We start from the raw sequence: 13,943 nt of genomic DNA on the forward strand, positions 1-13,943 counted from the left end.
GGGTTCCGCCCATCTGCTGGGCGGAACCCCTCATCTTTGTCACCGGGCCAGGCTCAGGCGTCGCGTCGGCGCAGCGAGACCGCGGCCAGCGTCATCAGCACCGCGATCTGCCCGGCGAAGATCGCGAAGCTCAGCCACGCGTCCAGCAGGTTCGGGTTGAACGACACCGGCGTCGCGATCACCGCGCCGGCGTTGCCCGGCATGACGCGCTCGAGGAACAGGCCGAAGTCGCCAGGAATCAGCGCGACCATGTTGCTCACCACGAAGCAGACGGCGATGGTGATCGTGATCGCCGCCGCCGTGTGGCGCAGAAGCGTGCCGACAGCGACCGCGAGCAGGCCGAGGCCAGCCATGTAGAGACCGCTGCCGTACATCGACCGCAGCACGTCACCCTCGAGCGCCATGCCGATGCCCTCACGGTCGAGGAAGTAGTTGCCCCCGAAGTAGCCGATCAGGGCCGTTGCCGTGCCCACCACGAACAGCAGACCCGCGACCAGCAGCGACTTCGCGGCCAGGACGCGCCCCCGTCGCGGGACCGCGGCGAACGTCGCCCGGATCATCCCCGTGCCGTACTCGCTCGTCACCGCGAGCACCCCGAGCACGATGGCCGTGATCTGCGCGATCATCATGCCCCAGGTGATGAAGGCACCGGGCGACTCGTCGGCGTCCGCGCTGGCGAGCCAGTCGGCGTTGCCCCAGCACATCACGATCGTGAGTCCTGCGCCGAGACCGACCAGCGCGGCGATCGTCCACCAGGTCGAGCGGACCGAGCGCAGCTTGATCCACTCGGCGTTCAGCACCTGGGGGAAGCCCTGACGGGCCACTGTGTCCTCCGTGGCCACCGCCACGGCCGTGGTCGCTGCCGTGCTCATGCCGCCACCTCCTCGCGGGTCTTCGACGCGTACTCGACGTGAGAGGCGGTGAGGGTCATGAACGCGTCCTCCAGCGAGGACCGGACCAGTGCCAGCTCGTGCAGGGCCAGCCCCTGCGCGTGGACGAGGTCGCCGATCGCTGCGGCGTCGATCCCCTGGACGTGGAGCGCGTCGTCGACCGCGGCGACGTCGGCTCCCGCACGCTCGAGCAGCGCACCGACCTCGGCACGTGCGGGCGACTTGACCCGCACGTACGAGGTGGCGTGCCTCGCGATGAAGTCCTCCGTCGAGCAGTCGGCGAGGATCTGGCCCCGCCCGATGACCAGGAGGTGGTCCGCGGTGAGCGCCATCTCCGCCATGAGGTGGCTCGAGATGAACACGGTCCTTCCCTCGTCGGCCAGGCGGCGCGCGAGCGAGCGCACCCAACGGATGCCCTCCGGGTCCAGGCCGTTGACAGGCTCGTCGAGCACGACGACCGGGGGATCCCCGATGAGGGCGGCGGCGATGCCGAGCCGCTGGCCCATGCCGAGCGAGTAACGACCGGCACGCTGGCCGGCGACGTTCTCGAGCCCGACGAGCTCGAGCACCTCACCGACGCGGGCGGCGGGGATGCCGTTGCTCGCCGCGAGCCAGCGCAGGTGGTCGCGGGCCGAGCGTCCCGGATGGAACCCCTGGGCCTCGACGAGCGCACCGATCGAGCGCAGCGGCGCGCGCGACGTCAGGTGTCGGTGGCCGTTAACCGTCACCGAGCCCGCCGTCGGGGCATCGAGGCCGAGGATCATCCGCATGGTGGTCGACTTGCCAGCGCCGTTGGGCCCGAGGAATCCGGTGACCTTGCCGGGCTTGACCGTGAAGTCGATCGCATCGACAGCGGTCTTGTCTCCGAACGTCTTGGTGAGTGCCTGGGCGCGGATCATACGATCGCCGCCCGGATGCCTGAGGTATCCATGAGACCACCGTGCCGGGCCTGATCGCCCCCGACATCGGGGAATGACCCCAGTACGGCCCTGACCCGACCCCGAACCGATCCCCGCCCTAGAGCGCGGACCTGACCTCGCCGAGGACAGGGCGCGCGCCCGTACGGGACACCGCGATCGCGGCCGTCTCGGCACCCCGACGCAGCGCCTGCTGCGGTTCGAGGCCGTCCGCACTCGCGGCGATGAACCCCGCGGCGAACGCGTCGCCGGCACCGGTGAGGTCTTCGACCTCGGCGGCCTCGGCACGCTGCCGTACGAGGAAGCCGTCGGGCGTCATCTGCACCGATCCCGACGCACCGAGCGTCGCGACGACCGTCGGATACCAACGGGACAGCTCCAGCACCGCACGATCGGGCTCGTCCTCCCCGGTCATGCACCGCAGCTCGTCGAGGTTGGGCAGCACGACGTCGACGCCTGACGTCCACCGCGCGAACTCCTCCACCCCCGCCTCGCGCAGGAACGCGACCGAGCCCGGGTCCAGAGACACCGTCACCCCGCGGTCCCGAGCACGGGCGACCAGCTCCTGCGCGACCGGACGGGTCACCGGGTCGAAGAACGTGTAGCCGGTCAGGTGGAGCCAGCGCACGTCCTTCCACGCCGACAGCGGCACGTCCTTGGTCGTGAGGGCGCTGTTGGCGCCGCGGTCGACGTACATGGTCCGCTCACCGACCGCGTCGAGCGTGATCACGATCGTCGCGGTGTCTTGCTCCCCGTCCGCGGCGATGCGCGCCTGGACGTCGAAGCGCGCCAGCGCCTCGGTGTGCCGCTCCGCGCCGTCACGGCCCGCCCTGCCGACGAACATGACGTCGGCGCCCTGCCAGCCGAGCCAGGCCGAGACGTTGGCCGCGGATCCACCGTCACGGCGGCGGATCACGGCAGGAGTGTCGCTCGCCGGGGTGACGGCGGTGAGCGGACGGACGATGAGGTCGTCGACCACGTCACCGACCACGAGGATGCGCGCCATGCACGGAACGGTACCGCCGAATAATCGGATGCGGAGGAGGCGGCCCTCCCCCTAGGCTCTGTGCAGTCGCACAAGAACGAGTGCCGAAAGGGGGGCTAGAGATGGACGACTACACCCACGAGATCCTTGCGCGTCAGCGCGAGGCCCGGCTGCGCCGACTGCACGGACGCAGGGGAGCCGACACCATCGACCACGCCTCCTGGCGCGGACGCGCGGCCGACGCTCTGCGCCGGATCGCCGACACGGTGGACGTCGATCCCCGAGGGACGACGACCCCGGCTCGTCCGATGTGACTCCTGGCCCGCCCAGCCGCATCGCGCACCGCTCCACGCAGCGGTGACCCACGACCTCTTTGAGGTCTGCCTCACTTCCGTCCGCCGCACGCGTCTGCGCGCGGACACACGCACGACCCGATGACGAGGGCACTCGCTATGACCGAACACACCCATCTCCTCCTCGAGCGCATGCGCGAGGACGAGTTCTACCGCACGCTCGAGCAGCGGCAACGGCGTCACTCCGAGCCGCGCCACGCCTGGCGCGTCCGGCTTGCCACAACGCTGCGCCACACGGCAGACCTGCTCGACGACAACCGCCGTACGCCCACCCGGGACCTCACCGCCACCCGGTGAACCCGTGACCGTACGGCTCGCACCATCGAGACCGGTGACACCTGCAGGGGAGGTGTCACCGGTCTCGTGCGTACGGGGCGGTGACGCTAGCGAGCGCTCCAGGCCCGCGCGATCTCGGCGCCCACCGCGATGTTGTTGGCCGCGATGTCGAGGTTGACCTCGAGGCTCGAGCCGCTGGTGAGCTCGACGATGCGTGCGAGGAGGTACGGGCTGACGTCCTTGCCGGTGATCGCGTCCCGCTCGGCCTCGGCGAGCGCCTGGGCCAACGCGTCGTGGTGCACCTGTGGATCGAGCTGCTTGTCGTACGGCAGCGGGTTGGCGACGAGGACGGCGCTGCTGCGGCCGAGGGCGTCGTTGGCCGCCATCACCGCGGCCACACCCCCCGCGTCGGGGACGGCCCAGTCGAGGGTCTCCCCGGACTCCGTCAGCCAGAAGCTCGGGAACTGGTCCGTCCCGTAGCCGACGACGGTCACGCTGAGCGTCTCGAGCCGCTCGAGCGTCGCGGGGATGTCGAGGATCGACTTCACTCCCGCCGAGACGACGGTGATCGGGGTGTGCGCGAGCACGGTGAGGTCGGCCGACTCGTCGAACGTCGTGCTGGCCCCGCGGTGCACTCCCCCGAGGCCGCCGGTGGAGAAGACCCGGATGCCCGCCTGCGCAGCCAGGTAGGCCGTGGCCGCCACCGTGGTCGCGCCGGACGCGCCGGTCGCTATCGCCACGGGGAGATCCCGGACGCTGACCTTCACCACGGACTCGTCGAGCGCGATCTTCTCCAGCGCCTTCTCGTCCAGCCCCACACGCGGTTCGCCATCGACGACCGCGATCGTGGCGGGGACGACGTCGCGGTCGCGGAGGATCTGCTCGAAGTCACGAGCGGCCTGGAGGTTTCGGGGGCGCGGGAGTCCGTGCGAGATGATCGTGGACTCGAGCGCGACGACGGGTCGACCGGCAGCGATGGCGTCGGCGACCTCAGGAAGGATCTGCATCCTCCCAGTCTGACCTCAGATCTGCGTGCGGTGAAAATTCGCGTACGAGCGCGACGGGGTCGGACCGCGCTGGCCCTGGTAGCGCGAGCCGTACTTCTCCGATCCGTACGGGTGCTCGGCCGGCGACGAGAGCCGGAAGAAGCAGAGCTGGCCGATCTTCATGCCCGGGTAGAGCTTGATCGGGAGCGTCGCGACGTTCGCGAGCTCGAGGGTCACGTGGCCGTTGAACCCAGGATCGACGAACCCGGCGGTCGCATGCGTGAGCAGGCCGAGGCGTCCGAGAGACGACTTGCCCTCGACCCGCGCCGCCACGTCGACCGGCAGCGCGACGCGCTCGTAGGTCGACCCGAGGACGAACTCGCCGGGATGCAGGATGAACGGCGCCCCGTCGGCTGCGGTGACCTCCTTGGTGAGGTCAGACTGGTCCTCGGCGGGGTCGATGTGCGGGTAACGGTGGTTCTCGAAGACGCGGAAGAACTTGTCGAGACGGACGTCGATGCTCGACGGCTGCATCATCGCGTCGTCGTAGGGATCGAGCTCGATCCGTCCGTTGTCGAGCTCGGTACGGATGTCGCGGTCGGAGAGCAGCACAGACCGACCGTAGCGCAGGGCCCGAAGCGACCCGCGCTGCAAGGCCGCCCGACGTGATCCCGACCCTTTCGTACGGTCGTGGACATCTCGGACAGACTGTGCCATTCGACTCATCGCCACGGTCTGAAATGGCCGATGACCGGGGGCAAGCGGTGCGGCTTTCGGACCCTCCTGAACCGGCTTCTCCCGGACCAGCCTGTGCAGGACCCCTTGGCTCGGCCGGGGAGGATGTGCTTCACTTCCGTGGTCCCCCTGCAGTCCACGGAAGGTGAATCTTGTGGCTACCCCCGGCCGCAGGAAGGCACACCGCGCGCCACGCAAGCTCCTGGTCACCCGCACGTCGTCCAGGACCCGTCCCCCCGAGACGGCGGCACGCGAGACCCCGCAGGCACGCCTCGAGGCGCTGCCGCTGCGCTCCACCCGCCGTCGGCCCGCCACCCTGGCCGGCCTCCTGATCGCGGGGGTCGCCACCGTCGCCGCGTCCGCCCCGCAGGTGGTCACGACGACCGCGGCGAGTGTCGGCGGGACGACAGACGTAGGCCAGACCCACGTGCTCGCGTCGCCCCCGAGCCTCGAGCAGCACATCGCCGAGCGCCGCGAGGTCGCGGTCAGCCGCTCCAGCGAGCGCCAGGCCCTCCCTCAGGCACGCGCGGGCCTGGTCGCCGGCGTCGCTGAGGCGACCGCCGAGCCCGAGGAGGACGGGGAGTCCGCCGACGGCAGCGAGTCCGACTCGCCGAGCACGTCGGTCTCCGGCAAGCCCTGCGCGAGCGGCTCGTCCGTCGAGAGCGGTCTCACGTCCAACGCGATCAAGGTCCACCGCGCGGTGTGCGCCGAGTTCCCCAGCGTCACGTCGTACGGAGGCGTCCGCTCGGGCGACGGCGGCGAGCACGGCAGCGGACGCGCCCTCGACATCATGGTGAGCGGTGCGACGGGCGACCAGATCGCCGACTACGTCCGTGCCAACGCCTCGCGCCTCGGCGTCACCGAGGTGCTCTGGGCCCAGCAGATCTGGACCACGCAGCGCGCCTCAGAGGGCTGGCGATCCATGGAGGATCGCGGCTCATCGACGGCCAACCATTACGACCACGTCCACGTGACGGTGGGCTGACAAGGTCGTATAGAGTGGTCCGCGTCGCCTCGGCGGCAACGCATCGCGGGCGTAGTTCAATGGCAGAACATCAGCTTCCCAAGCTGATAGTGCGGGTTCGATTCCCGTCGCCCGCTCTCCCGCACGAAGGCCCCGGACCGATGGTCCGGGGCCTTCGTCGTTGTCACACCGTCCTCGCGAGTACGCACAAATTTCACGATCACCCCTGGGCATGTGACGTAGGTCTCACCTACGTTGGGCGGGTCACACCCGACTCAACGAGGAGGTCCGACGTGAATAAAACACTCACCGGAGCCCTGGGAGCGGTGGTCGCCGCAACCCTGGTGACCACCGCGACACCCGCAGCGGCAATCGACGACGTCAACACGAGCCAGCTCCGCAAAGCTGTCACCGTCAACGGCATTCTGAAGCACGCGCGCGCGCTCCAGGTCATCGCCAACCAGAACGAAGGAACGCGCGCATCCGGACTCCCGGGCTACGAGGCCTCCGTCGACTACGTCGCCAAGCAGCTGCGTCGATCGGGCTACTCGGTCACGAAGCAAGCGTTCACGTTCTCGTTCTTCCGGTCGCTCTCCGACCCGACCCTGTCCCAGGTGTCACCCACACCGACCGACTACACGACGGACATCTTCGACTACTCGGGCGGCGGTGACGTCACCGGAGTCGTGGTCCCGGCCACCAACAACGTCGTCCCTGCGACCCCGGAGCCCAGCAGCACCGCGGGCTGCGCCGCCGGCGACTTCACCGCCGCACCGGCAGAGCCCTCGGTCGCGCTCGTCCAGCGCGGCGGCTGCGACTTCGCCGACAAGGTCGACAACGCCGTGGCCGCCGGCTACGACGCCGTGATCATCTTCAACGAGGGCAACCCGGGCCGCACGGAGCTGTCCATCGGCACGCTCGGTGACCCGAAGTCGGTCCCGGTCGTGGGCCTGTCGTACGACGACGCCGTCGCCCTTCTCGGGCAGGTCGCCGCCGGTCCCGTCACCGTGAACGTCTCGACCGAGGTCGAGACCGATCCCAACCGGACCACCTGGAACGTGATCGCGGACCTCCCGGCGAAGGACCTCAAGAAGATCAAGAACAAGGACCAGGTCGTCGTGGTCGGGGCACACCTCGACTCGGTCGCGGCCGGCGCGGGCATCAACGACAACGGCAGCGGCACGGCCGGCATCCTGACGATCGCGCAGGAGATGTCCAAGCTCAAGCTGACCAAGAAGCTCGCCCGCCCGGTGCGCTTCGCGTTCTGGGGAGCAGAGGAGGCCAACCTGCTCGGGTCCGAGCACTACGTCGCCTCGCTCACCGACCAGCAGCGGTCGAAGATCTACGCGAACCTCAACTTCGACATGATCGGCTCGCCGAACTACGTCCGGTTCGTGTACGACGGCGACGGCTCCGACGGCGGCCCCGTCGGACCGCCTGGGTCCGACGTCATCGAGACCGTCTTCACGGACTACTTCGACAGCAAGGGACTGGCCAGCGACCCGACCGCCTTCGACGGACGCTCTGACTACGGGCCGTTCATCGCGGCGGGCATCCCGGCCGGCGGCCTCTTCTCGGGCGCCGAGGGCATCAAGACGGAGGAGCAGGCGGCGGTCTACGGCGGCACGGCCGGTGAGCCGTACGACCCGTGCTACCACCAGGCCTGCGACGACATCACCAACCTCAGCGTGAAGTCGCTCAACGAACTCGGCGACGCCGCCGCGCACGCCACGCTGACGCTGACGAAGTCGAGGTCGGGACTGTTCCCCGACGGCAGCCGCAAGGCCAAGGCGGCAGCGGCCGCCAAGGCGCAAGCGCTCTCCGCGCCGAGCACGGCCACGCGGAGCGGTCACGCCTTGATCCGCTGACCGGCCTCGGAGAAACCGGCGGCCCCTGCACCCACGTGGGTGCAGGGGCGCCGGCGCGTCAGCGCCGTGGCACTCGCTCAGCCCTTGTCGCTCCGCTCGACCCGAAGCAGTGCCTCACCGAGGTCGTTGAGCCGGTCCTCGCCGAGCACGTCACCGAGCAGACCGAGGAAGGCGCCGTCGAGCGCGCGCTCCGCGTCTCGCCAGCGCGCACCGTCACCAGGACGCTGATGGGTCTTCGCCTCGTCGATCTCCTCCTCGTTCCATCCGAGCGACGTCATCCGGTCCGGCCCGGCCCCGGGGTCCGCGAGCATCGCGCGGTGCACGGGGAGCCCCACGAGCGCGAGCGCCGCGAAGTAGAGCCCGCCGCGGATCTCGCGTACCGCCATGGCGGCCTGGGCCAGCCGCGCGGGGACGTCGTCGGCACGCGGCGCGCGCTGCCAGCCCTGCGCGAGCAGCATCGGCGCGAGCTCGGCCTCGTCCAGCACGCACTCGAGCAGCTCCGCCGCGCGGGTGGCCGCCGCGTTCTCGACGAGGTTCTCCCGACCCCAGCGCCGACAGGCGTCGACGTAGAGCTCGACCGCCTTGTCGGAGGTGACGTCGGCGCTGCGCTCCCAGATCGTGTCGACGACACGACGGGAGAAGATCGCCTGGACGTCGTACGCCGTCTGGGTCGAGACGTCACCCAGGATGCCGACGCGTCCGCGGAAGTAGAGCGCCGAGCCCGGCATCCCCGCCTCCTTCGACGCCGAGCGAATGATCGTGGAGGTCATGAAGGCGCTGCCGAGTGCGTTGAGCGCCTCGCGCCAGGGGTTCGCGGTCGTCGTCATGGAAGCAACGCTAGCCGCCCCGCCGTACGGGGCGAAGAGGCGCACTACTAGGCTCGGGAGGACCCCTTCCCCCGAGGAGGTCCCCCGTGCTCGTGCTGCGAATCCTCGCTGCCTACGCCGCGTTGGTCGTGGTGTGGTCCGGCGCGCTCGCCCTGTTGGGCTTCCGCCCGATCCCGCTCCAGATCGCGCTCCTCGCGCTGGGGCTGATCACGTCATCTGTCCTGGTGACGCGCGTCCTGCTCGAACGCGAACGCGGGCGCGTGAGCGCTCCCCCGCTCACCCTCGAGGACGGCGTGTCGCCCGAGGGCTGAGCCCCGTCGTCCACGCCGACGCGTCAGTGCGGCTGCCAGGCGTCGTCGTCCTTCGTGAGCGCCTCGACCGCATCGGGGAGGATGCCGTCGGCGAGATGCTGGATGGTCACCGACTCGAACACGTCGCGCAGGCTCGCACGGGCGGCGATCCACACGTGCTGGAGGACCTCCGCGCCGCCCTTGTACGAGACGGCCTCGGGCCGCAGGCCGTACACACTGACGAGCGGGCCGTCGACCGCCCTGATCACGTCGGCGACGGTGATGTCGTCGGCCGGGCGGGCGAGGCGCCAGCCGCCGGACTGGCCGCGCTGGCTCACGACGATCCCGGACCGGCGCAGATCAGCGAGGATCGCCTGCAAGAACCCGTGCGGGATGTCCTGCTGTCGGCCGATCTCCTCGGCGGAGACGGGACCCGCGTCATCGCGGCTGGTGATCTCGATCAGGCCGCGAAGGGCGTAGTCGGACTTGGTGGAAACCCGCATGCGTGAAGTCTCCCAGATCCGTACGAGAACTCTGGTTGGGCGCCCCGGGCTTGCGTGGGTTACCGGCGAGTAGGACACTGGTGTTACCGACTAGTAAGTGCGCTGGCCTCCCGAGGCAGCACCAACCACGAAGGAACACGTCGCCGTGAGCCACTACAAGAGCAACCTTCGCGACATCGAGTTCAACCTCTTCGAGGTCTTCGGCCGCGACGAGGTCCTCGGTACAGGTCTCTTCGAGGACCTCGACATGGTCACCGCGAAGAGCATCCTGAGCGAGATCGACCGGATGGCTCGCGAGGACCTCGCCGTGTCGTTCGCCGAGGCCGACCGCACGCCTCCGGTCTACGACCCCGAGGCCTGCACCGTCACGATGCCGGCCGGCTTCGCGAAGAGCTACAAGACGTGGATGGACTCGGAGTGGTTCCGCCTGCAGCTCCCCGTCGAGCTCGGCGGCCAGCCCGCGCCGCCTTCGCTCGTCTGGTCCACGGCGGAGCTGGTGCTCGGCGCCAACCCGGCGGTCTGGATGTACTCGGCCGGCCCGAACTTCGGCTCGATCGTCTACCGCAACGGCACCGAGCGGGACAAGTTGATCGCGCAGCACATGGTCGACCGTCAGTGGGGCGCCACGATGGTCCTCACCGAGCCCGATGCGGGCTCCGACGTGGGCGCCGGCCGCACCAAGGCGTACCTCCAGGAGGACGGCACCTGGCACGTCGAGGGCGTCAAGCGCTTCATCACCTCGGCCGAGCACGACATGAGCGAGAACATCATCCACCTGGTGCTCGCCCGCCCGGTCGGCATCGAGGGCGTCGGCGGCCCCGGCACCAAGGGTCTCTCGCTGTTCGTCGTCCCGAAGTACGGCTTCGACCTCGAGACCGGTGAGCTCGACGGCACCCGCAACGGTGCGTACGTCACCAACGTCGAGAAGAAGATGGGCATCAAGGTCTCGACGACGTGCGAGGTCACCTTCGGCGATCCGTCGGTCGGCAACGGCGCACCGGCCAAGGGCTGGCTGCTCGGCGAGGTCCACGACGGCATCGCCCAGATGTTCCAGGTCATCGAGAACGCGCGCATGCTGGTCGGCACGAAGGCCATCGCGACGCTGTCGACCGGCTACCTCAACGCGCTCGAGTACGCCAAGGAGCGCATTCAGGGCGCCGACATGCTCGATCCTGCCAAGGACGCCCCGCGCGTGACCATCACGCACCACCCGGACGTGCGTCGCTCGCTCATGACGCAGAAGGCGTACTCCGAGGCGCTGCGTTCGCTGGTCATCTACACGGCGACGTGGCAGGACCGCGTCATGCAGGCCGAGGCCGACGGCGAGGAGGACAAGCTCGCCGAGCGCGTCAACGACCTCCTGCTGCCGATCGTCAAGGGCTACGGCTCCGAGCGGTCCTGGGTCCTGCTGGGCACCGAGTCGCTGCAGACCTTCGGCGGCTCGGGCTTCCTCCAGGAATACCCAATCGAGCAGTACGTCCGCGACGCCAAGATCGACACCCTGTACGAGGGCACCACGGCGATCCAGGGTCAGGACCTCTTCTTCCGCAAGATCGTCCGGGACCAGGGGCAGGCCATCGCGCACGTCGCTCAGGAGATCCAGGGCTTCATCGCCTCCGAGGCCGGCAACGGCCGCCTCAAGCTCGAGCGCGAGCTGCTCGCCAAGGGGCTGGAGGACGCCCAGGGCATCCTCGGCGCGGTCTTCGGTCAGATGATGTCGGCCAACCCGGCCGACGGCGGCGACCCGAAGAACGTCTACAAGGTCGGCCTCAACTCAAGCCGTCTCCTCATGGCGCTCGGCGACGTCGTCTGCGCGTGGTTGCTGCTGCGCGGGGCCGAGGTCGCTCTCGAGGCGCTCGACGGTGAGGTCTCGCCGTCGGACAAGCACTTCTACGAGGGCAAGGTCGCCGCGGCACAGTTCTTCGCTCGCCAGGTGCTCCCGAAGCTTGCCGCCGAGAAGGCGATCGCCGAGGCCGTCGATCTCGACGTGATGGACCTCGACGAGGCCGCGTTCTGATCTGACGCAAGACCCGACACAAGGACCCGGCGTTCCGACCACCATGGTCGGAACGGCCGGGTCCTTTGTCGCTCAAGGGGTGAGCGAGACGTCGAGCGAGGCTGCGGCTCTCGACAGCGCCTGGTCGGCAGTGACGAGCGGGATCTCCTCACCGAGTGCGAGTGCGAGGTAGGTCGCGTCGTACGAGGAGATCTCGAGAGCGAGCGCGAGCTCGAGAAGCACCTGGCCGTGCGGGATCGCGGGCGAGACGTGGATCGGAAGTCGCGTGAGGCGCGCAAGAACCTCGGGCGCGTCGTCTCGCGCCAGCCGTCCCCGTCGGACCGCGACAGCGACGGCGTTGGAGACCTCCTGGAGGAACAGCGGCGGGACGACGGCCCGCTGTCCGGTCCGAAACGCCACCTCCGCCACCTCACCGTCCTCATCATCGAACAGCAGGCCAAGCGCGGCCGAGGCGTCGAGGACGAACACTCCTAGGCCCGACCCTCGTCGATCATCTCCCTGATCGAGAGGTCACCGTCTCGGCCAGGCACCCGGCGGTGGCGAAGGTCGTCGAGGACGACCTCGATCGGGGTCCACGAGGCATCGCCGATCGGGACGAGCCGGGCGACCGGACGACCGTGCTTGGTGATCGTGACCGTGTCGCCGTGCTCTACCTGGTCGAGAAGAGCGGACAGGCGTGTCTTGGCCTCGTACGCGCCGATCTCGTGTGCGTTCGCCGTCATGGGTTCAGACTAGTCGCCGACCGGTCTGACGGCCAGGACCTCAGCCCAGGCAGGTGGAGGAGCTGGCGCCGGAAGCCGGCAGGCTGCAGAGGTCCCGGCTGCGATCGTCCGTACGGGTGGTCCCGGGGCTGCGGGTGATCCCTCCCCCGTGCTTCTGCTCGCCCGGCGCGTCGAGGAGTTCGCCGTCCCCGTCGAGCACCTGCGTCTCCAGGTGCAGCGCCCCCACGCCGTCGAGCATGGACGCGGCGATCCTCGCCTGCAGATAGACGTATCCGTCGACGGCCGGGGCCACGTGCCACGGACCCGGCTCGCCGTCGACGACGAACCGCTGGCGCATTGACGCGACGCGCTCGTCGACCTGGTAGGTGCCGCCCGCGTAGCCGAGCGAGTGTCCGCCCGGGCCGTCGGTCGGGATCGCCGGATGCGTGGCGTCGTTGCTGTTCACGGTGGACTTGCTTCCCGGACCCCCCATCAGTGCCGCTCCGAGGACCTCGGGGGCACGCTTCGGGCGCAGGGCGATCTCGCACCCGAGACGCTCGCCGGTCGCGGTGTCCTCGGCGAGGACGACGGCCACCGGACCGCGACCGACCAGTGCGCGATGCACCTGCGCGGACAGCACCTCGCCCGCCTCGAACACTGAGCGGGTGCTCCCCATCCCGGTCCCGCACTGGGTCGCAAGGGTTGCCGCCTCGTCGTGCGGGAGGTCACGCAGCCACAGTGCGACGTCGGGCTCCGCAGCCTCGGGTGCTGCCGTCGGTGCTGCCGCGACCTCGGGCTCGGGTGCTGCGGCCCCCGTACCGGCCGGGTCGTCGCCGGCGAACACGAGGCTCAGACCGATGACGGTCGCCGCGGCCACGGCGGCGACGACCGGGGCAGCCCAGCGGAGTGCGCGGGTGCGACGGCCCCGAGATGCCGTCGCGACGATCCGCGCAGCCCGCTCGTCCTTGTCGGGAAGCGTCCGCTCGGGCGGAAGGTCGATCCTCATGCCAGTTCCTCTCGTCGCACGATCACGGACTGCTCGCCGAGTCGCGCGCGGGCGCGGGCGAGGCGGGACTTCACGGTGCCGACGGGCACGCCGAGCGCGTCGGCGGCCTCCTGCATCGAGCAACCCGACCACCAGACGAGCTCGACGACCGCCCTCTGGCCTGCTGGCAGGCGGTCGACCACCGCGCGGATCTCCCGCATCCGCCGCTCGCTGTCGACGTCGGCCGCAACCCCGTCGGCGTGGTCGCGGTCGACCTCCTCGGCGGGCACCTTGCGCCGCAGGGCGGCGAGCCGGCGCCGTCCACGCAGTGCGTTGGCGCACTCCTGCGACGCCATCGCGAGCAGCACGCTCCGCGCCGAGTCGCCTCGCAGCTCCTCGACCCGGCCCTCGCTCGCCCGCCGCCACAGCGCCACGAACGTGGCCTGCGTGACGTCGTCGGCGGTCGCCCAGCACGCCACGCGCCGGAACGCGAAGTTGTAGACGGCGTCGCCGTACCGGGAGAACAGCTCGCCGAAGGCCGCCTCGCTGCCCGTACGGAGCTGAGCCCACGTCCCGTGGTCGGCGCGCGGGTCGAGGCGGTCTCCTGCATGGATGCTCACACCCAGAAGAGTCCACCACGGGCGTC

General features: G+C 70.0%; 17 protein-coding genes and 1 tRNA gene. 7 read left to right on the forward strand and 11 right to left on the reverse strand.

Annotated elements, in window-relative coordinates; genetic code table 11:
- Positions 1–53: 53 nt before the first annotated feature.
- From HCT63_RS15490 to HCT63_RS15500, 3 genes are all read right to left on the reverse strand, one after another.
- Positions 54–872, reverse strand: coding sequence for an ABC transporter permease (locus HCT63_RS15490; RefSeq protein ID WP_208322459.1), 819 nt, complete (start codon positions 870–872; stop codon positions 54–56).
- Complete coding sequence (locus HCT63_RS15495) at positions 869–1,789, reverse strand: ABC transporter ATP-binding protein (RefSeq protein ID WP_167006703.1); 921 nt, start codon at positions 1,787–1,789, stop codon at positions 869–871. Before HCT63_RS15495 ends, HCT63_RS15490 begins: the two co-directional genes overlap by 4 nt.
- Before the next feature lie 118 nt (positions 1,790–1,907).
- The gene (locus HCT63_RS15500; RefSeq protein WP_167006706.1) at positions 1,908–2,813 is read right to left on the reverse strand and encodes a sugar kinase; all 906 of its coding nucleotides are present in this window, start codon (positions 2,811–2,813) and stop codon (positions 1,908–1,910) included.
- Positions 2,814–2,914: 101 nt separating this feature from the next.
- Between HCT63_RS15500 and HCT63_RS15505 the strand changes: the two genes are divergently transcribed.
- Both HCT63_RS15505 and HCT63_RS15510 read left to right on the forward strand, forming a co-directional pair.
- The gene (locus HCT63_RS15505) at positions 2,915–3,106 is read left to right on the forward strand and encodes a hypothetical protein (protein WP_167006709.1); all 192 of its coding nucleotides are present in this window, start codon (positions 2,915–2,917) and stop codon (positions 3,104–3,106) included.
- A gap of 138 nt (positions 3,107–3,244) precedes the next feature.
- Positions 3,245–3,442, forward strand: a complete 198-nt coding sequence (locus HCT63_RS15510; protein WP_167006712.1) for a hypothetical protein — start codon at positions 3,245–3,247, stop codon at positions 3,440–3,442.
- Positions 3,443–3,528: 86 nt separating this feature from the next.
- On the opposite strand, the gene HCT63_RS15515 is transcribed toward HCT63_RS15510, so the two are convergent.
- On the reverse strand, positions 3,529–4,428 hold the full coding sequence (locus tag HCT63_RS15515; protein WP_167006715.1) for a pseudouridine-5'-phosphate glycosidase: 900 nt from the start codon (positions 4,426–4,428) through the stop codon (positions 3,529–3,531).
- Between the two features lie 15 nt (positions 4,429–4,443).
- On the reverse strand, positions 4,444–5,019 hold the full coding sequence (gene dcd, locus HCT63_RS15520; protein WP_167006718.1) for a dCTP deaminase: 576 nt from the start codon (positions 5,017–5,019) through the stop codon (positions 4,444–4,446).
- Between the two features lie 277 nt (positions 5,020–5,296).
- Between dcd and HCT63_RS20290 the strand changes: the two genes are divergently transcribed.
- The 3 genes from HCT63_RS20290 (at position 5,297) to HCT63_RS15535 (ending at position 7,974) form a co-directional block, all read left to right on the forward strand.
- Positions 5,297–6,127 carry an SH3 domain-containing protein gene (locus tag HCT63_RS20290; RefSeq protein WP_208322460.1) on the forward strand — a complete coding sequence of 277 codons (831 nt, stop codon included), beginning with the start codon at positions 5,297–5,299 and terminating at the stop codon, positions 6,125–6,127.
- A gap of 45 nt (positions 6,128–6,172) precedes the next feature.
- Positions 6,173–6,243: transfer RNA gene (locus tag HCT63_RS15530), tRNA-Gly, on the forward strand.
- 156 nt (positions 6,244–6,399) lie between these two features.
- Positions 6,400–7,974: a M28 family metallopeptidase gene (locus HCT63_RS15535; RefSeq protein ID WP_167006721.1), complete on the forward strand. Its 1,575-nt coding sequence runs from the start codon at positions 6,400–6,402 to the stop codon at positions 7,972–7,974.
- Positions 7,975–8,051: 77 nt separating this feature from the next.
- Here the strand turns inward: HCT63_RS15535 and HCT63_RS15540 are convergent, their stop codons facing one another.
- Complete coding sequence (locus HCT63_RS15540; protein ID WP_167006724.1) at positions 8,052–8,801, reverse strand: hypothetical protein; 750 nt, start codon at positions 8,799–8,801, stop codon at positions 8,052–8,054.
- 86 nt (positions 8,802–8,887) lie between these two features.
- On the opposite strand from HCT63_RS15540, the gene HCT63_RS15545 reads away from it, so the two are divergent.
- Positions 8,888–9,112 (forward strand): hypothetical protein, encoded by a 225-nt coding sequence (locus tag HCT63_RS15545; protein ID WP_167006727.1) that lies wholly within the window; start codon positions 8,888–8,890, stop codon positions 9,110–9,112.
- A gap of 23 nt (positions 9,113–9,135) precedes the next feature.
- Here HCT63_RS15545 and HCT63_RS15550 read toward each other — a convergent pair whose 3' ends face one another.
- Complete coding sequence (locus HCT63_RS15550; RefSeq protein WP_167006730.1) at positions 9,136–9,594, reverse strand: Rrf2 family transcriptional regulator; 459 nt, start codon at positions 9,592–9,594, stop codon at positions 9,136–9,138.
- A 145-nt stretch (positions 9,595–9,739) separates the two neighbouring features.
- Here HCT63_RS15550 and HCT63_RS15555 point away from each other — a divergent pair, with 145 nt between their 5' ends.
- Positions 9,740–11,611 carry an acyl-CoA dehydrogenase gene (locus HCT63_RS15555; RefSeq protein WP_167006733.1) on the forward strand — a complete coding sequence of 624 codons (1,872 nt, stop codon included), beginning with the start codon at positions 9,740–9,742 and terminating at the stop codon, positions 11,609–11,611.
- A gap of 72 nt (positions 11,612–11,683) precedes the next feature.
- On the opposite strand, the gene HCT63_RS15560 is transcribed toward HCT63_RS15555, so the two are convergent.
- The 4 genes from HCT63_RS15560 to HCT63_RS15575 are packed head-to-tail and all read right to left on the reverse strand — an operon-like array spanning position 11,684 to position 13,917.
- A complete protein-coding gene (locus tag HCT63_RS15560) occupies positions 11,684–12,079 on the reverse strand; it encodes a type II toxin-antitoxin system VapC family toxin (RefSeq protein WP_167006736.1) in 396 nt (131 codons plus the stop codon).
- Positions 12,080–12,081: 2 nt separating this feature from the next.
- A complete protein-coding gene (locus HCT63_RS15565) occupies positions 12,082–12,333 on the reverse strand; it encodes a type II toxin-antitoxin system prevent-host-death family antitoxin (RefSeq protein WP_167006740.1) in 252 nt (83 codons plus the stop codon).
- Between the two features lie 40 nt (positions 12,334–12,373).
- Positions 12,374–13,318, reverse strand: a complete 945-nt coding sequence (locus HCT63_RS15570) for a hypothetical protein (RefSeq protein WP_167006742.1) — start codon at positions 13,316–13,318, stop codon at positions 12,374–12,376.
- Positions 13,315–13,917, reverse strand: a complete 603-nt coding sequence (locus tag HCT63_RS15575) for a sigma-70 family RNA polymerase sigma factor (RefSeq protein ID WP_243843059.1) — start codon at positions 13,915–13,917, stop codon at positions 13,315–13,317. Before HCT63_RS15575 ends, HCT63_RS15570 begins: the two co-directional genes overlap by 4 nt.
- Between the last annotated feature and the right edge of the window lie 26 nt (positions 13,918–13,943).

The organism is Mumia sp. ZJ430, assembly GCF_011751845.1.
Taxonomy (GTDB): Bacteria; Actinomycetota; Actinomycetes; order Propionibacteriales; family Nocardioidaceae; genus Mumia.